The sequence below is a fragment of the Enterobacter sp. R-1.6.2 genome (genome assembly GCF_035064085.1).
Classification (GTDB): Bacteria; Pseudomonadota; Gammaproteobacteria; order Enterobacterales; family Enterobacteriaceae; genus Enterobacter; species Enterobacter asburiae_B.
On record NZ_JASEYI010000017.1, the window covers coordinates 26,438 to 49,997 of the forward strand.

Here is a 23,560-nt window from a genome sequence, read left to right on the forward strand (position 1 = left end):
AAAAAAAGGGCGCCGCAGCGCCCTTCAGGTTAATCGGTGAAAGGAATGATAATTTCTCCCGGTTTCACCTCTATACCTTTTGCATATTTTTTCGCCAGAGCTTCACCCTTGCTTTTGTCTTCGCTTAAGACGTACGCGGGCTGCTGGTTAAAGTAATTACGCAGCGACTGGTTCAGATAGGGCATCAGGGTTTGCAGAACCGGTGCCATCTTGTCCGGCGTCACCTGCGCATCGACGACTTCCATCTCCTGCAGGAAAATCGCCCCTTTCTCTTTGTTGAAAACGGGCAGGGCCTTCAGCTTGAGCTTGATGTTGGCCTTCTGATTGCCAAAGAGGGATGACATATCGAGATCCGCATCACCGGCCAGGGTGACTTTGTTTGGCTCTTCACGTCCGATCTGGCTGGTCAGGTTCGTAAGGACGATATGCGCGTCCGCCAGACCCGGCACGCCAATGTCTTTAGAGAAATTGTTATGTTTTTCCAGCGCCTGATTAATTTCCTGTTCACTGACGGTATATTGCGTGAGCTGGTTACAGCCAACCAGCAGACCGCTGACAACTAATGCCGCGGCAAAGACAATTTTCTTCATAGTGTTCCTCAACGAAAAATCGGCGCTTCTGTCCTGTTGCGCCAGTATGTCAGTGTGAATTGGCAGAAACCAGCAGAAAAAACTGAGAAGTGGGGCGGGAGGGGCTCCCGCCCGAGGGAAAGGCTACGCGCCAGGCTCGAGCATACCGCTCGCGCTGCGTTTCGGGCTGAACTGCCACCACAGAGCAAGGAGCGTCATAAAACCCACCGCGCCGAGCATCATCCACGGGAGTTCGGGCTGGTTAAACGCTTTGCCGGCATCAAACAACCAGCCGCCACCCGCGTAACCTAATGCGCCGCCAAGCGCCAGCCCCAGCCGGCTGAACCCCATATAGCTGCCGCGCGCACGCGCATCCGCAAGCGAGGCGCTCAGCGTTTCACGGGCAGGTTCGGCGATGATCGAGCCAATATAGAACGTGCAAATCAGCGTAAACAGCTGCTGGAGAGAGTTCACCAGGCCGATCGGCATCATGCTCAGCGTCATCAGGAACAGACCGGCCATCAGGCGATGCTCCAGACGAAAACGCCGTTCGCTCCAGCGGGCAATCGGATAAAGCAGCGTTAACGACAGGCAGGCTTCGATGGCGTACATCCATTTAACGGCTGCAGGGGTCCCCGCGATGTCGTTAACCATGATCGGCAGCATCAGCATGACCTGCACAGCCAGCATGTAGTAGCCCGTCAGGGTCAACACATAGGTGACAAAACGCCTGTCGCGCAGGACGCGGTCAAGCCCTTCCCGGACCGGCGCTTTGACCGTCGACAGTTTCCAGGCGGGCAGGAACAGGCCATTGAACAGCGCGCACAGAATAAAGAGCACCGCCCCAGCGGCGCAGACCAGACGGAAGTCATACTGCAGCAGCCAGCTTCCCAGCAGGGCGCCGATAACCGCCCCTGCACTGTCCTGCATCATCAGAATCGAGAAGAAACGGCCGCGGTGCTGGGGGCGAATAAGCTTTACCACTAGCGCGGTGCGTGGCGGATCGAACAGCGTGCCGCCGATACCGGAGAGGAAACAGGAGAACCAGAGCAGCCAGGGCTCCTGGGCGACCGCCATCGTGGCAAAGCCTGCCGCGCGCAGCAGCATACCGGTAACGATCATCGGTTTAGCGCCGAAGCGGTCAGCGATGGCCCCGCCAAAGACGCCCAGGCCCTGCTGGACAAACTGGCGTAGCCCCAGGGCAATGCCAACCATTAATGCCGCCCAGCCCATCTGATCGACAAAGCGGATCGATATCAGCGGAAAAACGACAAAAAAGCCGAGCACGACCAGCATGTTATCGACGAGCAGGAAATATTTACCCAGGCTCCTGGCCTGTGATACGCGGGACATTTTCCCTCCAGGGAAAATAAGAAGGTGAGCACGCTAACATTCTGCGGTGTCGCCGCGTTTTTTCCCACCCCCGGGGGTGACAATATTTTTTTATCAAAAGGGTGCTTTGATAGAGAGTTCTCATCGAAAAATGTGAAAAGAGGTGAAAATGGTATGTCACTGTTTTCACAGACGGCACAGGCGCAGGTATAGTAAAGCTAATGGGTCAGCAGAAGTGACGGGAAGGAGTGGTATCGATGTTTGGCTATCGCAGCAATGTGCCAAAAGTGCGTCTGACAACGGACCGGCTGGTCGTTCGTCTGGTGCATGAGCGTGATGCCTGGCGTCTGGCGGATTATTACGCCGAGAATCGCCAGTTTTTAAAACCCTGGGAACCCGTTCGGGATGAGAGCCATTGTTACCCTTCCGGCTGGCAGGCGCGCCTCAGCATGATTACGGAATTTCACAAGCAGGGCAGCGCGTTTTATTTCGCGCTGCTGGATCCTGAAGAAAAAGAGATTATCGGGATCGCCAACTTTTCAAACGTGGTGCGCGGGTCGTTTCACGCCTGCTACCTTGGCTACTCCATCGGCCAGAAATGGCAGGGGCAGGGGCTGATGTACGAGGCGTTAACGGTGGCGATCCGCTATATGCAACGCACGCAGCATATCCATCGCATTATGGCGAACTATATGCCGCATAATCAGCGCAGCGGCAATTTGCTGGCCCGCTTAGGGTTCGAGAAAGAGGGTTACGCCAAAGACTATCTGCTGATAGACGGAGAGTGGCGCGACCACGTTCTGACGGCGTTAACCACCCGGGACTGGACCGCAGGTCGTTAAGGAGAAAAGATGAAGTATCAGCTAAACGGTACAGAAGCGCGCGTGATTGGGTGCTTACTCGAAAAACAGGTTACCACGCCGGAGCAGTATCCGCTCTCCGTCAACGCCGTGACCATGGCCTGCAACCAGAAGACCAACCGCGAGCCGGTGATGAACCTCAGCGAGCATGAGGTTCAGGACGTGCTGGATGCGCTGGTAAAACGCCACTACCTGCGCACCGTCAGCGGCTTCGGCAACCGCGTGACCAAATACGAACAGCGCTTCTGTAACTCCGAATTCGGCGACCTGAAGCTGAGCAGTGCGGAAGTGGCGGTCATCACCACGCTGTTGCTGCGCGGGGCGCAGACGCCGGGAGAGTTGCGCACGCGCGCTTCCCGTATGCATGAGTTCAGCGATATGCAGGAAGTTGAGCAGACCCTGGAAGGGCTGGCCTCACGTGAAGATAGCCCATACGTGGTGCGTCTGGCGCGCGAGCCGGGCAAACGTGAAAGCCGCTATATGCATCTGTTCAGCGGCGACGTCGATGTCGCTACCGCTACCGTGGAGAGCGACGCGGGATCCTCAGCAAGCAATGACACTCTTGCCGCGCGCGTAGAAGCGCTGGAAGACGAGGTCGCCGGGCTGAAACAGCGCCTGGATGCGTTGCTGGCACATCTGGGAGACTGACGGTGAAAAAATTACGCGTAGGCGTGGTGGGGCTCGGCGGCATCGCGCAAAAAGCCTGGCTGCCTGTTTTAGGTGCAGCAACGGACTGGACCCTGCAAGGGGCATGGTCACCCACCCGAGAAAAGGCAGAACGTATCTGCGAAACCTGGCGCATTCCGTATGCTGCCTCTCTGCAGGATCTGGCCCGCGAGTGTGATGCTGTTTTTGTGCATACCTCAACGGCAACCCACTATCAGGTGGTAAGCGAGCTGCTCAATGCGGGGGTTCACGTCTGCGTGGATAAGCCGCTGGCGGAAAATGTTCAGGATGCCGAACGGCTGATTGAGCTGGCCGCGCGCAAAAAACTGACGCTGATGGTGGGCTTCAACCGCCGCTTTGCGCCGCTTTACCAGCAGCTGAAGGCGCAGTCGGACACGCTCGCCTCGCTGCGGATGGATAAACACCGCACCGACAGCATTGGGCCAAACGATCTGCGCTTCACCCTTCTGGATGATTATCTGCACGTTGTGGATACGGCGCTGTGGCTGAGCAACGGCCATGCGCAGCTGAAGAGCGGTACCCTGTTAACGAATGACCAGGGGCAGATGGTCTACGCGGAACACCACTTCGCCGTTGAGCATCTTCAGATTACCACCAGCATGCACCGTCGGGCGGGAAGTCAGCGTGAATCCGTGCAGGCAGTGACCGAGGGCGCGCTGTACGACATTACGGACATGCGCGAGTGGCGGGAAGAGAAGGGCAACGGCGTGGTGACGCTCCCGGCGCCAGGCTGGCAGAGCACCCTCGAGCAGCGCGGTTTCGCAGGATGCGCCCGCCACTTTATCACCTGCGTGCAAAATCAGACGGTTCCTGAAACGTCCGGCGAGCAGGCCATTCTGGCGCAGCGCATTGTGGAAAGGCTCTGGCGCGATGCCATGAGCGAATAACTCGCTGTAACATCTGCGGATAGTAATTCGTTGAAATCCGGTTAGACTAAGCGCCGCTTGTTGGCTTTGCCGGGTGGCGCTTACGCTGACTCGGCCTACAAATCCGTATGGTTCTGGAAATTCACGTTAATGAACTTATTAAAATCGCTGGCGGCCGTCAGCTCGATGACCATGTTTTCCCGCGTGCTGGGTTTTGCGCGCGACGCCATTGTGGCAAGGGTATTTGGTGCAGGGATGGCCACGGACGCCTTTTTCGTCGCGTTCAAATTGCCGAACCTGCTGCGTCGTATTTTTGCTGAAGGGGCGTTTTCCCAGGCATTCGTGCCCATTCTGGCGGAATATAAAAGCAAGCAGGGTGAAGACGCGACGCGCGTCTTTGTTTCTTATGTCTCCGGGCTGCTGACGCTGGCTTTGGCGGTGGTGACCGTACTCGGGATGCTGGCCGCGCCCTGGGTGATTATGGTGACCGCGCCCGGTTTTGCCGATACGGCTGACAAATTTGCGCTGACCTCGCAGCTGCTGCGCATTACTTTCCCCTATATTCTGCTCATCTCGCTGGCCTCGCTGGTGGGGGCGATCCTGAACACCTGGAACCGCTTCTCTGTCCCGGCGTTTGCGCCAACGTTTCTCAACGTCAGCATGATCGGTTTTGCCCTGTTCGCCGCGCCGCACTTCAACCCGCCGGTGCTGGCGCTGGCCTGGGCGGTCACCGTCGGCGGCGTGCTGCAGCTGGCGTACCAGCTGCCGCATCTGAAAAAAATCGGCATGCTGGTGCTGCCGCGCATCAATCTCAAAGATGCCGGGGCGATGCGCGTGATCAAGCAGATGGGGCCCGCTATTCTCGGCGTCTCCGTCAGCCAGATCTCGCTTATCATCAACACCATCTTTGCCTCTTTCCTCGTGTCCGGCTCGGTTTCCTGGATGTACTACGCCGACCGTCTGATGGAGTTCCCGTCCGGGGTGCTGGGCGTGGCGCTGGGGACCATCCTGCTGCCGTCGCTGTCGAAAAGTTTCGCCAGCGGCAACCATGATGAATATTGCCGCCTGATGGACTGGGGGTTACGTCTCTGCTTCCTGCTGGCCCTGCCAAGCGCGGTGGCGCTGGGCATTCTGGCCAAACCGCTGACGGTGTCGCTCTTCCAGTACGGGAAATTCACCGCCTTCGATGCCGCTATGACCCAGCGCGCTCTGATTGCCTACTCGGTCGGCTTGATGGGGCTGATCGTCGTCAAGGTGCTGGCGCCCGGGTTCTACTCGCGTCAGGACATCAAAACGCCGGTGAAAATTGCCATCGTGACGCTGATTATGACCCAGCTGATGAACCTGGCGTTTATTGGTCCGCTGAAGCATGCCGGTCTGTCGCTGTCTATTGGTCTGGCGGCCTGTCTGAATGCCGGGCTGTTGTACTGGCAGCTGCGCAAGCAGGATATTTTCACGCCGCAGCCGGGGTGGGGAAGTTTCCTGGTACGTCTGATCGTTGCGGTACTGGTGATGTCAGCCGCGCTGCTCGGCATGATGTACGTGATGCCGGAGTGGTCCCTGGGCACCATGCCTTATCGCCTGATGCGGCTGATGGCCGTGGTAGGCGTCGGGGTGGTGGCTTACTTTGCCACGCTCGCGGTGCTGGGGTTCAAAGTGAAAGAGTTTGCCCGCCGTACGGCATAAACGCCAAAAGGGGAGTTCACCTTATGGTGCTCCCCGCTGCATGATTTGTCGCACAGGCGTCAAATCGAAATCTTTTTAACTCCCGCAATACGTGCAGTCGCTGTTTGACCATCCGCACCGTACAGTCCGGTTTCTTTATGCGGTTTCAATACCTCAAGCGCCTGCTGATTACGCTCAATCTGACCTTCCAGTAGCCAGCCGTTGTGCTGGTTAAGGTCGCGCAGGTGCTGGGTTTTTTCGGTAATGGTTTGCCAGCGCTCAATAATATCGTCATTGGCGCTACGCTTAGGATCCTGCTCAGCGCGGCGCTGCTGCTCCAGATAATCCAGCGTCGCCAGTAGCGAACTCTTATCTTCAGTAATACGCTGCAGCGCGCTGCCGTTGATGTGACCGGAAGAGAGATGCTGCTGTTCAGCGTCCATTACCGTTTTCAGGTCGTTAAGAACAACCGTCATTTGATCCAGTATTTCTGACAGTCGACTCATACGGTTAGTTACTCTGTAAGAAACTCTGTGCTTCCTGAATCAGGGCGTCAGCGATTTTGCTGGTGTCCATTTTCAGCTCACCGTTACGAATAGCCGTTTTCAGCGCTTCAACACGTTCCATATTGATATCGTTGCTGCCTGGCTGCATCAGTTTTGCCTGTGCGTCGCTCAGGGTCACGCTGGTGCTGTTGGACGTTGACGGTTTTTCCAGACGCGTTTTCTGCGCAGGAGCGTCATTCGTTTCGCGAGGTTGTACAGCGCTTACCGGCTTCAGGGCTGATGTACGATCAATGCTCATAGTGTTGTCCTCATCGAGGGTTCGCGGCGTTTGCGCCTGACATCATCATTAGTGGAATATTTATCGGCACGCGCCGCGAAATCTTTAAAAAGATTATAGGTTAATCAGAATATTCCCATCAGAATCGACGGTTCCGCTCACCACCTGGCCTGAGGACATTCTGACGCGGGCGTTTTGCGCCACCGCGGCATTGTTTAACGCTTTCCCTTCACTGTTGATGCTAAAGCCATCTCCGTTGGCCACCACCATCACCTGTTGACCCGCTTTTACCCGCCATGACTGACGCAGCATTGAGAGCTGTATCGGCTGGCCGGGTGCGACATCGCGCAGGCTGACGGCGTCCTGTGCCTGGTTCATTTCCAGCATGGTGCGTGGAGGCAGCTGGTCCAGACGGCCGCGTTTTAACGTCACGCTGTTCGTCTGCAGCACGCTGCCGCGCGCAATGGGCACGGCGGCGACAACATAATTGCCCGTCGCCTGAACTGCAACCTGTAAATAGCGTTTTTCGTTCGCGCAGCGTGCCAGCACGTTCACATTTCCCCACAGCCGGGTGGTTCCCGTCACGCTGAATGACGGTTGGTCACAGGTCGGGTACAGATTCGGTGGGGTGCGCACGGTAACGTTAACCTCATCGCTAAAGCCCGCCAGCTTTTCAGCAAAAAAAGCCGTCAGCCGATCCTGTAAGCCTTCAGCCTGCACCAGAGGGCTAAAGAGCAAGAAAGTTGCCACCAGGCCACGTTTTAACGTTTGCATCGCAAGTTCCACCGTTTCCAGAGTTGAATGAATTCTACCTGCAGTGGTTTTGCATCAACGCAATAAATAGCGACGCATTTTGCGCTTATTCCGTCGATAGGGGAGACCGGGTGAGATTTAAGCTGTGAACTGAAATTTTGCCATCAGCGGAGGAGACATGCTCGATAAACTCGACGCCGCGTTACGTTTTCAGCAGGAAGCGCTCAATTTACGCGCCCAGCGGCAGGAGATTTTAGCCGCCAACATCGCTAACGCCGATACCCCAGGGTTTCAGGCGCGCGATATTGATTTTTCCAGTGAACTCAAAAAGGTGATGGAGCGTGGACGTGCCGAAGGAACGGGTGTTGCACTTGCCATGACATCCTCTCGCCATATTCCTGCTCAGGCGATGACCGCGCCAGCGACCGATTTACTTTACCGCATTCCCGATCAGCCCTCACTCGACGGTAACACCGTGGATATGGACCGGGAGCGTACCCAGTTTGCCGATAACAGTCTGAAATACCAGACGGGCCTGACCGTACTCGGCGGACAAATCAAAGGCATGATGAACGTCCTGCAGGGGGGGAACTGATAGATGGCCTTGTTGAATATTTTTGATATTGCCGGTTCGGCGTTAACCGCGCAGTCCAAACGCCTGAACGTGGCTGCCAGTAACCTGGCGAACGCCGACAGCGTAACCGGACCAGACGGCCAGCCTTATCGCGCCAAACAGGTTGTCTTTCAGGTCGATGCTGCGCCGGGCGCGGCGACGGGCGGCGTGAAGGTGTCTGATGTGGTAGAGAGCCAGGCGCCGGACAGGCTGGTGTATGAGCCGGGTAACCCGCTCGCGGATGCCAGCGGATACGTGAAAATGCCAAACGTGGATGTGGTGGGTGAGATGGTGAACTCCATGTCGGCTTCCCGCAGCTACCAGGCCAACGTTGAAGTGCTGAATACCGTGAAGAGCATGATGCTCAAAACGCTCACTCTCGGCCAGTAAAGGAGACATGCATGTCCATCGCCGTAAATGTGAATGATCCTACGAACTCGGGTGTTAATAACACCAAGAGTACGACGGGTTCTAACTCCCTCACCGGGAGCAATGCCTCCGATCTTCAGGGCAGCTTTCTGACGCTGCTGGTGGCGCAGCTTAAGAACCAGGATCCCACCAACCCAATGCAGAACAACGAACTGACCACGCAGCTTGCGCAGATCAGCACCGTGAGCGGCATTGAGAAACTCAACACCACCCTCGGCTCCGTCTCCGGGCAGATCAACAGTGCCCAGTCTCTGCAGGCGGCAAGCCTGATTGGCCACGGGGTGATGATCCCGGGAACCACGATTCTGGCGGGCACCAGCACCACTGAAGGCAACACCACAACGACCACCACGCCGTTTGGCGTTGAGCTCCAGCAGGCGGCTGAGAAGGTCACTGCAACGATCATGGATGCCAATAACGTGGTAGTTCGCACCATTGATATCGGTGAGCTGAAGGCGGGCGTTCACACCTTTACGTGGGATGGCAGCCTGACCGACGGCACTAAAGCACCAAACGGTTCTTACAAAGTAGCGATCAGCGCCAGCAACGGGACGACCCAGCTGGTGGCGCAGCCGCTGCAGTTCGCGCTGGTCCAGGGCGTGATTAAAGGAAGCGACGGCAACAAACTGGATTTGGGAACCTCTGGTTCCACCACACTCGACGAAGTTCGGCAGATTATCTAAGCCTTAACACTTATCAGGAGTAAGTCATGGCCTTTTCTCAAGCGGTCAGCGGCCTGAATGCTGCGGCCACCAACCTGGACGTCATTGGCAACAACATCGCCAACTCCGCGACCTATGGTTTTAAATCCGGTTCTGCTTCATTTGCGGACATGTTTGCCGGTTCCAAAGTCGGCCTGGGCGTGAAAGTTGCGGGCATCACTCAGGACTTTACCGACGGTACCACCACCAACACTGGTCGTGGTCTGGACGTTGCTATCAGCCAGAACGGTTTCTTCCGTATGGTCGATTCCAACGGTTCTGTGTTCTACAGCCGTAACGGCCAGTTCAAGCTGGACGAAAACCGTACGCTGGTTAACATGCAGGGCATGCAGCTGACGGGCTACCCGGTAGCTGGAACGCCTCCAACCGTTCAGACCGGTGCAAACCCTCAGGCGATTACTATCCCGAATACCCTGATGGCGGCGAAATCAACCACCACCGCGACGCAGCAGATCAACCTGAACTCAACCGATCCCGTTCAAACTGCCCCGTTCGATGCGACCAACCCGGATACCTATAACAAAAAAGGGACCGTGACCGTATTTGACAGCCAGGGTAACGCCCACAACATGTACGTCTACTACGTGAAGACGGCCAACAATAAATGGGATCTTTACACTCAGGACGGCAGCGTTGCGGGTTCTACAGCAGCAAAAGCGGCGCAGATGAACTTTGATGCGAACGGTAACCTGGCGGGTGTCTACAACTACGACGCTGCGGGTGTACTGAGCGCAACGCCAAACGCCACGCCGGCCATTAACATCACCACGGGTTCTGTCAGCGGTGCGACGGCGGCGACCTTCTCCCTGAGCTTCCTGAACTCCATGCAGCAGAACACCGGTGCAAACAGCGTTGTGGCAACCAATCAGAACGGCTACAAGCCTGGCGACCTGGTGAGCTACCAGATCAACGACGATGGCACCGTGGTGGGCAGCTACTCTAACGAACAGTCTCAGGTTCTGGGCCAGATCGTGCTGGCAAACTTCGCGAACAACGAAGGCCTGAAATCGGAAGGCGACAACGTCTGGTCTGCCACTCAGTCCTCCGGCGTGGCGCTGCTGGGTACCGCAGGCACCGGTAACTTCGGCAAGCTGACCAACGGCGCGCTGGAAGCCTCCAACGTGGATATGAGTAAAGAACTGGTGAACATGATCGTCGCGCAGCGTAACTATCAGTCGAACGCGCAGACCATCAAAACCCAGGACCAGATCCTCAACACGCTGGTTAACCTGCGTTAAGCGGCTAACAGGAAAGCGCAATGGATCACGCAATATATACCGCGATGGGCGCGGCAAGTCAGACGCTCAATCAGCAGGCCGTTACCGCCAGCAACCTGGCAAACGCCTCTACGCCGGGCTTTCGCGCGCAGCTTAACGCGCTGCGCGCGGTGCCGGTTGAAGGGCTGTCCCTGCCGACCCGTACGCTGGTGACGGCATCAACCCCTGGCGCAGATATGACGCCAGGGCAGATGGACTACACCTCGCGCCCGCTGGACGTTGCCCTGCAGCAGGACGGCTGGCTGGCGGTGCAAACTGCGGACGGCAGCGAAGGCTATACCCGTAACGGCAATATCCAGGTGAGCGCGACGGGCCAGCTGACGATTCAGGGTCATCCGGTAATGGGGGAAGCGGGTCCGCTGACCGTGCCGGAAGGCTCTGAGCTGACTATCGCCGCGGACGGTACCATTTCGGCGCTGAACCCGGGCGACCCGGCCAATACCGTTGCGCCCGTCGGACGTCTGAAGCTGGTGAAAGCGGAAGCCAAAGACGTGCAGCGCGGCGACGACGGCATGTTCCGTCTGACCCAGGCGGCGCAGGCGACGCGTGGCGCCACGTTACAGGCCGATCCGAGCATCCGCGTGATGTCCGGCGTTCTGGAAGGCAGCAACGTAAAGCCGGTCGAAGCCATGACCGACATGATTGCCAGCGCCCGTCGTTTTGAAATGCAGATGAAGATCATCAGCAGCGTGGATGAAAACGCGGGCAAGGCTAACCAACTTCTGGCTATGAGTTAACAGGACTCCTTATGATCAGTTCTTTATGGATCGCGAAAACTGGCCTGGACGCCCAGCAAACCAATATGGACGTGATTGCCAACAACCTGGCAAACGTGAGCACCAATGGTTTCAAGCGTCAGCGTGCCGTTTTCGAAGATTTGCTTTATCAAACTATCCGCCAGCCGGGCGCGCAGTCTTCTGAACAGACGACGCTGCCGTCGGGTCTGCAGATCGGTACCGGTGTTCGTCCGGTGGCCACCGAGCGTCTGCACAGCCAGGGCAACCTGTCTCAGACCAACAACAGTAAAGACGTGGCAATCAAAGGCCAGGGGTTCTTCCAGGTGCAGCTGCCTGACGGGACCTCTGCCTATACCCGCGACGGTTCGTTCCAGGTCGATCAGAACGGCCAGCTGGTGACGGCGGGCGGTTTCCAGGTTCAGCCTGCGATTACTATCCCGGCGAATGCCCTGAGCATCACCATCGGACGCGACGGTGTGGTCAGCGTGACCCAGCAGGGACAGGCCGCGCCGGTTCAGGTCGGGCAGCTCAACCTGACCACCTTCATGAACGATACCGGTCTGGAAAGCATTGGTGAGAACCTCTACACCGAAACGCAATCCTCCGGTACGCCGAATGAGAGCACCCCGGGCCTGAACGGCGCGGGCCTGCTGTACCAGGGTTATGTTGAAACGTCCAACGTGAACGTGGCGGAAGAGCTGGTGAATATGATCCAGGTCCAGCGCGCGTATGAAATTAACAGTAAAGCAGTGTCGACGACCGACCAGATGCTGCAGAAACTGACGCAACTCTAAGGTGTAGCCCGGTGCGGTAAACGCCGCACCGGCTCCCTGTTTTCGAAGATGAAGGCAATGCAAAAAAACGCGGCGTTTCGTTATCCGATACTGACTGTTCTGGCTGTCACCCTCAGCGGGTGTGCTTTGATCCCGTCTAAACCATTGGTCCAGGGTGCGACGACTGCCCAACCCGTTCCTGGCCCCGCGCCAGTGGTAAATGGCTCCATTTTCCAGACCGCGCAGCCGATTAATTACGGCTATCAGCCGCTGTTTGAAGATCGCCGCCCGCGTAACGTCGGCGATACATTGACCATTGTGCTGCAGGAAAACGTCAGCGCGAGCAAGAGCTCGTCGGCGAACGCCAGCCGCGATGGCAAAACCAATTTTGGCTTCGATACCGTGCCACGCTATCTCGAAGGGCTGTTCGGCAACGCGCGTGCTGATGTGAACGCGTCCGGCGGTAATACCTTTAACGGCAAAGGCGGCGCGAACGCCAGCAACACCTTCAGCGGTACGCTGACGGTCACGGTTGACCAGGTACTGGTTAACGGCAACTTGCACGTTGTGGGTGAAAAACAGATCGCCATCAACCAGGGCACTGAATTCATTCGCTTCTCGGGCGTGGTTAACCCTCGCACCATCAGCGGCACCAACACCGTTCCGTCCACCCAGGTGGCGGATGCGCGCATTGAGTACGTCGGTAACGGCTATATCAATGAAGCGCAAAATATGGGTTGGCTGCAGCGCTTCTTCCTTAATTTATCGCCGATGTAAGCGAGGTGACCCATGTTTAAATCGATCTTCGCCGTGGCGCTCGCGCTGGTGGCAACATTTGCCCAGGCTGACCGTATTCGCGACCTCACCAGCGTTCAGGGCGTTCGTGAAAACTCCCTGATTGGCTACGGCCTGGTGGTTGGTCTGGATGGTACCGGTGACCAGACGACCCAGACGCCGTTCACCACCCAAAGCCTGAACAACATGCTTTCCCAGCTCGGCATTACCGTGCCGGCGGGAACCAACATGCAGCTGAAAAACGTGGCCGCGGTAATGGTCACCGCATCCTACCCGGCGTTTGCGCGTCAGGGGCAGACCATTGATGTAGTGGTCTCCTCAATGGGTAACGCCAAAAGCCTGCGTGGCGGTACGCTGCTGATGACCCCGCTGAAAGGCGTTGACAGCCAGGTCTATGCGCTGGCGCAGGGGAACATTCTGGTTGGCGGTGCGGGGGCATCCGCAGGCGGAAGCAGCGTGCAGGTGAACCAGCTGAACGGTGGACGTATCACCAACGGTGCGATCATTGAGCGTGAACTACCGACCCAGTTTGGCGCGGGCAACACCATCAACCTGCAGCTTAATAATGAAGACTTCACCATGGCGCAGCAAATTGCCGATACCATCAACCGCAGCCGCGGCTACGGTAATGCAACGGCACTCGACGCGCGCACCGTGCAGATCCGCACCTCCACCGGCAGCAGCAACCAGGTGCGCATGCTGGCGGATATCCAGAATATGGAAGTGAACGTTCCGGTTCAGGATGCGAAAGTGATCATCAACTCCCGTACCGGCTCGGTGGTGATGAACCGGGAAGTGTCGCTGGACAGCTGTGCCGTGGCGCAGGGTAACCTCTCCGTGACGGTAAACCGCTCCGCGAACGTGAGCCAGCCGAATACGCCATTTGGTGGCGGTCAGACGGTGGTGACGCCGCAAACGCAGATTGATATGCGTCAGAGCGGCGGGTCGCTGCAGAGCGTTCGCTCCAGCGCCAACCTGAACAGCGTGGTGCGTGCCCTGAACGCCCTGGGCGCAACGCCGATGGATCTGATGTCCATCCTGCAATCCATGCAAAGCGCGGGCTGCCTGCGCGCCAAACTGGAAATCATCTAATGCTGACCGATAGCAAACTGTTGACCAGTGCAGCCTGGGACGCCCAGTCGCTCAACGAACTGAAAACCAAAGCAGGCAAAGACCCGGCGGCGAATATCCGCCCGGTCGCCCGCCAGGTGGAAGGGATGTTTGTACAGATGATGCTGAAAAGCATGCGTGAAACCCTGCCGAAAGACGGGATGTTCAGCAGTGATTCAACGCGTCTCTACACCAGCATGTATGACCAGCAGATTGCGCAGCAGATGACCGCCGGTAAAGGCCTCGGTCTGGCTGACATGATTGTGAAACAGACCGAAGCCGCGCAGGGCATTCAGCCTCAGGATCAGACGCAGCAGGTGCCGATGAAGTTCGACCTGGAAACGGTGACCAGTTATCAGAACCAGGCTCTGACGCAAATGGTGCGTAAAGCAATGCCAAAAGCCACGGGCAGCGGCGATGAGCCGCTCTCCGGTGACAGCAAAGACTTCCTGGCGCAGCTTTCTCTGCCCGCGCGCCTTGCCAGCGAACAGAGCGGCGTGCCGCATCACCTGATTCTGGCGCAGGCCGCGCTGGAGTCGGGCTGGGGCCAGCGTCAGATCCGCAAGGAAAACGGCGATCCGAGCTTCAACATCTTCGGCGTGAAGGCCACCTCCAGCTGGAAGGGGCCAACAACGGAGATCACGACCACCGAATACGAGAACGGTGCGGCGGTGAAGGTCAAAGCAAAATTCCGCGTCTACAGCTCCTATCTGGAAGCATTGTCCGATTACGTTGGCCTGCTGAGCCGCAATCCGCGTTATACCGCCGTTACGCAGGCGGCGACGGCGGAGCAGGGCGCTCAGGCCTTACAAAACGCGGGCTACGCGACCGACCCGAACTATGCGCGCAAGCTCACCAGCATGATCCAGCAGCTGAAATCCATGGGCGAGAAGGTCAGCAAAGCCTATAGCACAGATATTGAAAATCTGTTCTGAAAGTTCTCAAGTCCCGGTGGAGGTTGCCGATAACCTTCATCAGGACTCGTGTCTGAACGTATAAAAGGAACCCCCATGTCCAGTTTGATTAACAGCGCCATGAGTGGCCTCAGTGCCGCGCAGTCGGCACTCAATACCGTCAGTAATAATATTTCAAGCTATAACGTGGCAGGTTACACCCGCCAGACCACGGTGCTGGGTGCATCTAACAGCACGCTGACCGGCGGTGGCTGGGTGGGTAACGGGGTTTATGTCTCCGGTGTCCAGCGTGAGTATGACGCCTTCATCACCAACCAGCTGCGCGCCGCGCAGACGCAGAGCAGCGGTCTGACGACGCGCTATCAGCAGATGTCAAAAATTGACGATGTGCTCTCCGATACCACCAATTCGCTCTCCACCACCCTACAGGACTTCTTCAAAAGCCTGCAAACCCTGGTGAGCAACGCGGAAGACCCGGCAGCACGTCAGACGGTGCTGGGTAAAGCGGGCGGTCTGGTCAATCAGTTCAAAACCAACGATCAGTATCTGCGTGACCAGGATACGCAGGTCAATACCGCGATTGGGACCAGCGTGTCTCAGATCAACAACTATGCCAAACAGATTGCGAACCTGAACGATCAGATCTCCCGTCTGACCGGCGTCGGTGCGGGCGCATCGCCTAACGATCTGCTCGACCAGCGCGATCAGCTCGTGACTGAACTGAACAAAATCGTGGGCGTGGAAGTCTCCGTGCAGGATAGCGGCACGTTTAATATCTCTCTCGGCAACGGTTACAGCCTGGTGCAGGGCAGCAAAGCCAGCCAGCTGGCGGCCGTGAAGTCCAGCGCCGATCCGGCTCGTACGACTATCGCCTACGTCGATGACGTGGCGGGTAATATTGAGATCCCCGAGAAATTTATCACCACCGGTTCTTTAGGCGGTTTACTGACCTTCCGCACGGAAGATCTGGATAAAGCGCGTAACACCCTGAACCAGATGGCGCTGGCCTTTGCCGATGCGATGAACACGCAGCATGAAGCCGGTTTTGATGCGAACGGTGATGCGGGCGGTAAGCTGTTCAACTTTGGTTCTCCGGCGGTTCTGTCCAACAGCAAGAACGGCGGTTCAGCCGTTGTTACGGCGTCTGTGGCGGACAGCAAACAGGTCCAGGCGACAGACTATAAGCTGCAGTTTAACGGCACTGACTGGACGGTCACCCGCACGTCAGACAAAACCAGCTTTACAATGAGCCCGGATGCCAGCGGCAATCTGTCGTTTGATGGCCTTAACGTCAACGTGAGCGGCACGGCAAATACCAAAGACAGCTTTACCGTGAAGCCTGTTTCCAACGTCATCATGAACATGGATCTCGCGATCAGCGACGAGTCCAAACTGGCGATGGCATCTGTGCAGAACGGCGGCGAAAGTGACAACCGTAACGGCCAGAAACTGCTCGATCTGCAAAACGGCAAAGTGGTGGGGGGGAACAAAACCTTCAACGATGCGTATGCCTCTCTCGTCAGTACCGTCGGTAGCTCAACGGCGTCACTGAAGGTGAGTAGCCAGACGAAAGCCAACGTGGAAACGCAGTTAATCAAGCAGCAGCAGACCATCTCTGGGGTAAACCTCGACGAAGAGTATGGCAATTTGCAGCGTTATCAGCAGTATTACCTGGCCAATGCCCAGGTGCTACAAACTGCCAGTACGCTCTTCGATGCAATTATCAACATTCGTTAAGGTTGAGGTGAACAATGCGTATTAGCACCCAGATGATGTATGAGCAGAACATGCGTGGGATCACCGATTCCCAGAGCAGATGGCTGAGCTACGGTGAGCAGATGTCCACCGGCAAGCGCGTCAATCGTCCTTCGGACGATCCTATCGCCGCGTCGCAGGCCATCGTTCTGTCACAGTCTCAGTCGCAAAACAGCCAGTTCGCACTCGCGCGTACCTTTGCAACGCAGAAGGTCTCGCTGGAAGATAACGTGTTAACCCAGGTCAACACCGCGATCTCAAGCGTGCGCGAGAAGCTCGTTTATGCGTCAAACGGCACATTAAGCGATGACGACCGTCTTTCTCTGGCGACCGATATTCAGGGGATCCGCGATCAGCTGATGAACCTGGCTAACACGACGGATGGTAATGGTCGCTTTATCTTTGCGGGATACAAAACCGAGAGCGCACCGTTTGATGCCGCGACCGGGGATTATAACGGCGGCGCTGAGGCCATCACGCAGCAGGTTGATACGGCGCGAAATATGACCATCAGCCATACCGGACAGCAAATTTTCGAAAGCATTACCAGTAATGCGGAACAGCTGCCGGGCGGTGGATATGGCCAGACCAACATGTTCAAAATCCTGGATTCTGCTATTGCCTCGCTGAAGACACCGATTGAGAACGATCCGGCTGCCGCAACGGCGCAAAGCCAGGTGATTGCCAATGCGCAAATCGGCATCAAAAACTCCCAGAACAATGTCCTGACGGTCGTTGCGGATGTGGGAACCAAGATGAACGAGCTGGAAAAACTCGACACGCTGGGTGATGACCGCGCGCTGGGTCAGACCAAGCAGATGAGTGACCTGGTGGATGTTGACTGGAACGAAGCGATTTCCTCTTACACCATGCAGCAGGCGGCCTTGCAGGCGTCTTATAAAGCGTTTAGCGATATGCAGGGCATGTCTCTGTTCCAGCTGAACAAATAACATCTTGACCTCTTGGAACATGTCTTGAAACTGGGCATGTTTTACTGCCCAATCCGTCTGGATTGGGCATTTTTTTTATGCAACTTCTGCTGATGCGGAGGTAACTCGTGCGCTTTCTATCAGACGGATTGCCAGCGCAATGACGCCACAGACCGTCGCCAGCGCGACCACGCCCGTCCAGCCGGCCAGCGAGTAGATATTGCTGCCTAACGCGGAACCCAGCGCCATCCCGATAAAGACCACCGTAAAGAGCAGGGCGTTGAGACGACCGCGCGCCTGAGGTTCAAGGCTGTATACCAGGTTCTGGTGAGCGACCAGGCTGGACTGCAGACCCAGGTCGAACCCGACGGCGGAGATGGCGATCAGAATCAGCTGTCCATGAACGCCCAGCGTGGGCATCAGGAACATCAGGGCGAATGAGACGGTCACAAGAGCGGCACCAATCTGCGTGACTTTTCCTGCGCCCAGTTTGTCCGCCAGACCCCCTGCCAGCGGGGCAGCTAACGCACCGGCGGCACCTGCAATACCAAAACCACCCGCTACGGCACTACCCAGGTGATAGCGTTCCAGCAGCATGACCGCAAGCGTAGACCAGAAGGCGCTGAAGGCAATCGACAGGAAGCCCTGAGCCAGCGCCGCACGGCGCAGCGCCGGATAGCGACGCCACAGATGCTCCATTGAGCGCATCAGCGCGGGGTAGCTCAGCGTGGAGTGAATGGCAAAACGGGGAAGCACAAACCACATCATCACCCCGACGAACGCAATGCTCGCCGCCGCCAGCTGGTACATGACGCGCCAGCCAAACGCTTCGCCCACCACGCCGCTCACGGTTCTTGATAATAAGATACCCATCAGCAGCCCGGTCATTACCGTACCCACGGTTTTCCCCTGTTTACCTTCCGGCGCAAGGATGGCTGCGGCAGGGACAATATCCTGTGCCATGGTGGCGGCCATGCCGATGAGCAGGCTGGCCAGTAGCAGAGAGTGGATCTGCCCGGTCAGGCTACAGCCGAGAAGAAACAGCGCCAGCGCCGCACTTTTTATCAGGATTAACGTCCTGCGGTCGTGGCGATCGCCGAGCGGGAGCAGGAACAGGATCCCCAGGGCATATCCCGCCTGGGTGAGCGTTGGGACCAGGCCCATTCCTTCGATACTCAGATGAAGATCTGCGCCCATCAGCGGCAGCAGAGGCTGGGCATAATAGATAGATGCCACGCTGAAACCTGCACCGATCGCCAGCATTAAGATTACCCAGCGGCTCACGGCATGGGCGGCGGTTGTTGTGTTCATAAGATGTTCCTCATTCGTCGTGTGAGGTTATTTTTTATCAGTACGCCTTGCGACGGTAGCGGGCCCGGTGGTAAAACGCTTATACGTTGAACGTATAAGTGAAAATGCGATGAAAAGAGCTGAGCGTATAGACAGGGTGGAGCTAATGCGGACGTTTGTTCGTATTGTGGAGGCGGGATCCCTCTCTGCGGCGGCACGGCAGCTGGCTACTACCCAGGCCACGGTAAGCAGACGGTTACAGTCGCTGGAGACCATGCTGGGCGTGCGCCTGATATTGCGCACCACCCACACGACGCGGCTGACGGATGACGGCGAGCGCTGTTATCAGCACGCCCGTCGGGTGATTGACAGCTGGCTGGCGCTGGAAGATGAGGTGGGGCAGACGGAAGATGAGCCGGTAGGCGTGCTGCGGGTGCGCGCTCCTCACGCGTTTGGTCAGGACCAGCTTCTGAAACCCGTAACCGAGTTTCTGCAACGCTATCCGCAGCTTTCGATTGAGTGGATGCTCAACGATCGGTCGGCGGACTTCCTCGGCGACAACCTTGACTGTGCGATTCGGGTGGGCGTGGAAGTCGATCCGGCGACCGTGTCCGTGCTGCTGGCCGAAGTGCCGCGCTCGGTAGTGGCTTCACCGGCACTGCTGGCCCGTTTCCCGACGGTTACCACGCCGGAGGATTTGCAGCAGTTTCCCTGGATAGCGATCAGCTCATTCTACCAGCGCCATGTGGAGCTTTTTCACGATGCATCACCCGCCACCGCGCGGATTGCTATTACGCCACGGCTGAGCACCGATAGCCTGTATGTCGCACGCAATACGGCGCTCACCGGGCTTGGCGTGGCGGTGGTATCCAGCTGGACGGTACAGGATGATATTCGGGAAGGGCGGCTGGTGCATTTGCTGCCAGAGTGGCAGCCAGCGGCGTTACCGGTGCATCTGGTTTACCCCTGGTCCCGTTATTATCCGGCACGCTTGCGGCGTTTTCTGGAGTTGATGCGGCAGTTCATGCCTGAGGTGACCGGAATGAGAAAGCCCGTGCAGCAGCCATAAAAAAAGCCGACCCGAAGGTCGGCTTTTTACTTTCAGCGTCGTTATTCGACAGACTGCGGACGCGTCGCCGGTGCAGTCGCCTGATGCGTTGCACTGTGGCCGCCTGCAGCGCCTTTACCGTCGAAGCTGAAGGTCGGGCGTACCCAGTCACTGTGACGCGGGGCTTCAGGCACGTAATCCGGCGCCGGGGCGCGCGTCATTGGTGCTGTCGCCACGTGGGCTGCGGCTGGTGCAGAAACAACCGGCTCAGGTTTCACCTCAGGCGCTTTCGCTTCTTCGACAACCGGTTCAACCTGAATCTCAACGTCCTGAACGACTTCTTCAGTGGTGGTTTCAACGAGGGTTTCTGCGGTGTCTTCCACTGCGGCTACAGGTTCAGCCTCTTCAGCGACTTCCTCAGCCACCACGGCATCTTCTTCGGCGATAAGCTGCGGTGCGGCATCAACCGGCGCGGCAATCACTTCTGGATGGGTGGTTTCAACTTCCACTGCGTGAGGTGCTTCAGCTTCAACAACCTCAGGTTCAACAACCTCAGGTTCAACCACGGTTGCCGCTTCAGTCACGACAGCTTCTACCGCGGCTGCTGGTGCAATCACCTCTTCGGTTACAGGCTGTTCTTCAACAACCTGCTCCGGGCGAGCAACCGGGTAGCGGATCCAGACTTTGCCGGAGGCCATTTCTGGTGAAGCACAGGCAATGGTCAGCGGCATTGGCGACTGAGTCGGGTAACGCTCGTCACGATAGCGACGACGGCGCTGGCCGCTGACGCGCAGATGACGTGGAGAACGACGTGAACGGCGCGGCATACCGGCGTTATCACGGTTTTCGCCGTTATCATCCTGCTCAACGTTGTTTTCAACGACCGCTGGCAGGTCAACTTTCGCCAGCTGCGTGCCGGTTGTGCTCTCGCTGGTTTCAACCGCGATAGCGCCTGACTCTTCGGTTGCTTCAGAGGCGAAGCGAACTTTCTGAGAAAGCTGGCGCTGCTTACGACGCGGCATTACCTGAGTGCGTTCTTCCTGCTCGCCGTCCTGCTGTTCAACAGGCTCTTCGCGGTTCAGGTTTTTGACTTCCTGCTGTGCCTGACGCTTCTCGTCGTTACGGCGACGGCTGCGTTCACGGCGCGGCTGCTGGTCGTCACGTTGTTTGCTCTTCTCAGACTCATCGCCCGCCTGCTGGCGAATTTCACGGTCTTCAACATTCGGCTGTTGTTTCTCGCGACGGTTGCGACGGTTGTCTTCGCGTTGCTCACGGCCTTCGCCATTCTCAGAGCGGTTGTCACGGTTGTCACGACGCTCGCTGCGGTCATTGCGATCGCTGCGGTCGTTACGATCGCGGCGGTTGTTCTGACGCTTACGGCGGTCCTGCTGACGCTCTGGCTTGGCTGCTTTTGGCTCTTCTTTCGGCTGCTCTGGCTGAACGTCTTCTTCAGCAAACATCTTCTTCAGCGCGCCAAAGAAGCGGCTCAGCAGACCCGGCTGTGCCGGCTGGGCTTTTGCTACCGCGGCTTCTGGTTTCTGCGCTGCAGGTTTGGCCGCAGGTTTTTCCAGAGCTGCTTCCGGTGGTGCTTCAGGCATGATGAAGGTCGCTAACGCAGGCTGCTCTGGCAGTTTGCGCTCGGCTGGCTCTTCATCGGAAGGCAGGGACATCTCTTCTTCATGCAGCTTCGGCAGCAGGTAGCTGAGGGTGGTCGTCTCTTCGCCCTTACGCACGCGCAGCACGTGATAGTGTGGGGTCTGCATCTGGTCGTTTGGCACGATGATGCAGCGAACGCCACCCTGACGCGCTTCAATCGCACTTACCGCTGCACGTTTTTCGTTAAGCAGGTAAGAGGCAACGGGCACCGGCACAATGGCGTGAACCTCTTTGGTGTTCTCTTTCAGCGCTTCTTCTTCAATCAGACGCAGAATGGAGAGGGACAGCGATTCGTTATCACGCACGGTACCGGTGCCGGAGCAGCGCGGACAAACGTGATGGCTGGACTCGCCGAGAGACGGGCTCAGACGCTGACGGGACATCTCCAGCAGGCCAAAGCGTGAGATATGGCTAATCTGGATACGCGCCCTGTCCTGACGCACCGCTTCGCGCAGACGGTTTTCAACCGCACGCTGGTGGCGTACCGGGGTCATGTCGATGAAGTCGATAACAATCAGACCACCCAGGTCGCGCAGGCGGAGCTGGCGGGCGATTTCATCAGCGGCTTCGAGGTTAGTGTTGTAGGCGGTCTCTTCGATATCGCCACCGCGCGTTGCACGCGCGGAGTTGATGTCGATAGCGGTCAGCGCTTCAGTGGTATCGATAACGATAGAACCGCCGGATGGCAGACGCACTTCACGCTGGAAGGCGGACTCAATCTGGGATTCGATCTGATAGTGGCTGAACAGCGGGATTTCACCGGTGTACAGTTTAATTTTGCTTGTGAAATCCGGACGACCCAGCGCGGCGATGTGCTGGCGCGCCAGCTCAAGCACTTTCGGATTATCTATCAGAATCTCACCGATGTCCTGACGCAGGTAATCACGGAAGGCACGCACAATAACGTTGCTTTCCTGGTGGATCAGGAACGGAGCAGGGCGGCTTTCGGCTGCTTTCTGAATGGCTTCCCAGTGCTTCAGACGGAAGCTCAGGTCCCACTGCAGCGCTTCGGCTGATTTGCCAACGCCTGCGGTACGCACGATAAGCCCCATGCCATCAGGCAGTTCGAGGCTTGCCAGCGCTTCTTTCAGCTCGGTACGGTCATCACCTTCGATACGGCGAGAGATGCCACCCGCACGCGGGTTGTTAGGCATCAGAACCAGATAGCTCCCTGCCAGGCTGATAAAGGTGGTCAGTGCGGCACCTTTGTTGCCACGCTCTTCTTTATCAATCTGAACGATAACTTCCTGACCTTCACGCAGAACATCTTTGATGTTTGGGCGGCCATGGGCGTTGTAGTTTGCGGGGAAATATTCGCGGGCGATTTCTTTCAGAGGGAGGAAACCATGACGCTCAGCACCGTAATCGACAAATGCAGCTTCAAGGCTTGGTTCAATGCGGGTGATTTTACCTTTGTAAATGTTCGCTTTTTTCTGTTCGTGTCCAGGACTTTCGATATCCAGATCGTACAGGCGCTGCCCATCCACAAGGGCGACACGCAACTCTTCTTGCTGAGTTGCGTTGATTAACATTCTTTTCATCGTAACTTACTCGTTATTCTTACATTGACGACAAAGCTGCGGGCAAGGTGACGCTTTCCGGGGTATGAACCGATGGCCTCGTGTCTGTTCACGTCGCCAACCTCACGGTTGTCGCTCGCTTAAGAGGCGCAGAGTGTCGGTTGCCTGTGTTTCATACGGAAACACAGCGCAATTATCAGGGGAATTGCCTGGGTAGAACTCTCCAGAGAACAATCCTTATACCGGGAAGTACTGCAACCCGCAGCCCGCTAACTGCCTGAAAGATCAATACGTCTTACGCCATTGCTGCGTGGATGATCGGTCAGACAAAATTGGTCATTCCGTCAACATCCTTACTTAACCAGGATTTAACACGGAAAACAGCCTCATTATTCCACTGCTCGCCGGGTTATAGCAAGATGACTTTTACCAATTATCACCCGGTTACTCACAGTTTCTTCACTTCAGAATGGCGAT

At 57.1% G+C, this 23,560-nt stretch carries 23 protein-coding genes; 16 read left to right on the forward strand and 7 right to left on the reverse strand.

Annotated features, from left to right (window positions below; genetic code table 11):
* Positions 1 to 29: 29 nt before the first annotated feature.
* Both QMN93_RS17625 and mdtH read right to left on the reverse strand, forming a co-directional pair.
* On the reverse strand, positions 30 to 590 hold the full coding sequence (locus tag QMN93_RS17625; protein WP_193139024.1) for a lipoprotein: 561 nt from the start codon (positions 588 to 590) through the stop codon (positions 30 to 32).
* A gap of 123 nt (positions 591 to 713) precedes the next feature.
* Entirely contained in the window at positions 714 to 1,922 is a 1,209-nt protein-coding gene (gene mdtH / locus QMN93_RS17630) for a multidrug efflux MFS transporter MdtH (protein WP_064672272.1), read from the reverse strand.
* 236 nt (positions 1,923 to 2,158) lie between these two features.
* On the opposite strand from mdtH, the gene rimJ reads away from it, so the two are divergent.
* The 4 genes from rimJ (at position 2,159) to murJ (ending at position 6,000) form a co-directional block, all read left to right on the forward strand.
* The gene (rimJ, locus tag QMN93_RS17635) at positions 2,159 to 2,743 is read left to right on the forward strand and encodes a ribosomal protein S5-alanine N-acetyltransferase (protein ID WP_008500822.1); all 585 of its coding nucleotides are present in this window, start codon (positions 2,159 to 2,161) and stop codon (positions 2,741 to 2,743) included.
* A gap of 9 nt (positions 2,744 to 2,752) precedes the next feature.
* Positions 2,753 to 3,409, forward strand: coding sequence for a YceH family protein (locus QMN93_RS17640; RefSeq protein WP_193139027.1), 657 nt, complete (start codon positions 2,753 to 2,755; stop codon positions 3,407 to 3,409).
* Positions 3,410 to 3,411: 2 nt separating this feature from the next.
* Positions 3,412 to 4,335, forward strand: a complete 924-nt coding sequence (locus QMN93_RS17645; RefSeq protein ID WP_064672273.1) for a Gfo/Idh/MocA family protein — start codon at positions 3,412 to 3,414, stop codon at positions 4,333 to 4,335.
* 129 nt (positions 4,336 to 4,464) lie between these two features.
* On the forward strand, positions 4,465 to 6,000 hold the full coding sequence (gene murJ / locus QMN93_RS17650) for a murein biosynthesis integral membrane protein MurJ (protein ID WP_023311131.1): 1,536 nt from the start codon (positions 4,465 to 4,467) through the stop codon (positions 5,998 to 6,000).
* Positions 6,001 to 6,059: 59 nt separating this feature from the next.
* Here the strand turns inward: murJ and flgN are convergent, their stop codons facing one another.
* From flgN to flgA, 3 genes are all read right to left on the reverse strand, one after another.
* Entirely contained in the window at positions 6,060 to 6,485 is a 426-nt protein-coding gene (gene flgN, locus QMN93_RS17655) for a flagella biosynthesis chaperone FlgN (RefSeq protein ID WP_008500818.1), read from the reverse strand.
* A gap of 4 nt (positions 6,486 to 6,489) precedes the next feature.
* Positions 6,490 to 6,783 (reverse strand): flagellar biosynthesis anti-sigma factor FlgM, encoded by a 294-nt coding sequence (gene flgM / locus QMN93_RS17660; protein WP_023311133.1) that lies wholly within the window; start codon positions 6,781 to 6,783, stop codon positions 6,490 to 6,492.
* A gap of 93 nt (positions 6,784 to 6,876) precedes the next feature.
* Entirely contained in the window at positions 6,877 to 7,536 is a 660-nt protein-coding gene (gene flgA / locus QMN93_RS17665) for a flagellar basal body P-ring formation chaperone FlgA (RefSeq protein ID WP_023311134.1), read from the reverse strand.
* A gap of 157 nt (positions 7,537 to 7,693) precedes the next feature.
* Here flgA and flgB point away from each other — a divergent pair, with 157 nt between their 5' ends.
* From flgB to flgL, 11 genes are all read left to right on the forward strand, one after another.
* On the forward strand, positions 7,694 to 8,110 hold the full coding sequence (gene flgB, locus QMN93_RS17670) for a flagellar basal body rod protein FlgB (RefSeq protein WP_023311135.1): 417 nt from the start codon (positions 7,694 to 7,696) through the stop codon (positions 8,108 to 8,110).
* Between the two features lie 3 nt (positions 8,111 to 8,113).
* Positions 8,114 to 8,518, forward strand: a complete 405-nt coding sequence (flgC, locus tag QMN93_RS17675) for a flagellar basal body rod protein FlgC (RefSeq protein ID WP_008500814.1) — start codon at positions 8,114 to 8,116, stop codon at positions 8,516 to 8,518.
* 11 nt (positions 8,519 to 8,529) lie between these two features.
* The gene (gene flgD / locus QMN93_RS17680; protein ID WP_029740349.1) at positions 8,530 to 9,240 is read left to right on the forward strand and encodes a flagellar hook assembly protein FlgD; all 711 of its coding nucleotides are present in this window, start codon (positions 8,530 to 8,532) and stop codon (positions 9,238 to 9,240) included.
* Positions 9,241 to 9,266: 26 nt separating this feature from the next.
* Positions 9,267 to 10,517, forward strand: coding sequence for a flagellar hook protein FlgE (flgE, locus tag QMN93_RS17685; protein WP_064672275.1), 1,251 nt, complete (start codon positions 9,267 to 9,269; stop codon positions 10,515 to 10,517).
* Positions 10,518 to 10,537: 20 nt separating this feature from the next.
* On the forward strand, positions 10,538 to 11,293 hold the full coding sequence (locus tag QMN93_RS17690) for a flagellar basal body rod protein FlgF (protein ID WP_033145205.1): 756 nt from the start codon (positions 10,538 to 10,540) through the stop codon (positions 11,291 to 11,293).
* 11 nt (positions 11,294 to 11,304) lie between these two features.
* Positions 11,305 to 12,087, forward strand: a complete 783-nt coding sequence (gene flgG, locus QMN93_RS17695; RefSeq protein WP_008500810.1) for a flagellar basal-body rod protein FlgG — start codon at positions 11,305 to 11,307, stop codon at positions 12,085 to 12,087.
* A gap of 57 nt (positions 12,088 to 12,144) precedes the next feature.
* Positions 12,145 to 12,843: a flagellar basal body L-ring protein FlgH gene (gene flgH / locus QMN93_RS17700; protein WP_024909015.1), complete on the forward strand. Its 699-nt coding sequence runs from the start codon at positions 12,145 to 12,147 to the stop codon at positions 12,841 to 12,843.
* A 12-nt stretch (positions 12,844 to 12,855) separates the two neighbouring features.
* Complete coding sequence (locus tag QMN93_RS17705) at positions 12,856 to 13,953, forward strand: flagellar basal body P-ring protein FlgI (protein ID WP_029740346.1); 1,098 nt, start codon at positions 12,856 to 12,858, stop codon at positions 13,951 to 13,953.
* Entirely contained in the window at positions 13,953 to 14,906 is a 954-nt protein-coding gene (flgJ, locus tag QMN93_RS17710; protein ID WP_033145206.1) for a flagellar assembly peptidoglycan hydrolase FlgJ, read from the forward strand. Before QMN93_RS17705 ends, flgJ begins: the two co-directional genes overlap by 1 nt.
* A gap of 75 nt (positions 14,907 to 14,981) precedes the next feature.
* Complete coding sequence (gene flgK / locus QMN93_RS17715) at positions 14,982 to 16,622, forward strand: flagellar hook-associated protein FlgK (protein WP_182383313.1); 1,641 nt, start codon at positions 14,982 to 14,984, stop codon at positions 16,620 to 16,622.
* Positions 16,623 to 16,636: 14 nt separating this feature from the next.
* Positions 16,637 to 17,590 (forward strand): flagellar hook-associated protein FlgL, encoded by a 954-nt coding sequence (flgL, locus tag QMN93_RS17720; protein ID WP_033145208.1) that lies wholly within the window; start codon positions 16,637 to 16,639, stop codon positions 17,588 to 17,590.
* Positions 17,591 to 17,665: 75 nt separating this feature from the next.
* On the opposite strand, the gene QMN93_RS17725 is transcribed toward flgL, so the two are convergent.
* A complete protein-coding gene (locus tag QMN93_RS17725; protein WP_069302639.1) occupies positions 17,666 to 18,880 on the reverse strand; it encodes an MFS transporter in 1,215 nt (404 codons plus the stop codon).
* Positions 18,881 to 18,989: 109 nt separating this feature from the next.
* On the opposite strand from QMN93_RS17725, the gene QMN93_RS17730 reads away from it, so the two are divergent.
* Positions 18,990 to 19,928, forward strand: a complete 939-nt coding sequence (locus tag QMN93_RS17730) for a LysR family transcriptional regulator (protein WP_193139029.1) — start codon at positions 18,990 to 18,992, stop codon at positions 19,926 to 19,928.
* 41 nt (positions 19,929 to 19,969) lie between these two features.
* On the opposite strand, the gene rne is transcribed toward QMN93_RS17730, so the two are convergent.
* On the reverse strand, positions 19,970 to 23,104 hold the full coding sequence (rne, locus tag QMN93_RS17735) for a ribonuclease E (RefSeq protein ID WP_193139031.1): 3,135 nt from the start codon (positions 23,102 to 23,104) through the stop codon (positions 19,970 to 19,972).
* Positions 23,105 to 23,560: the final 456 nt, after the last annotated feature.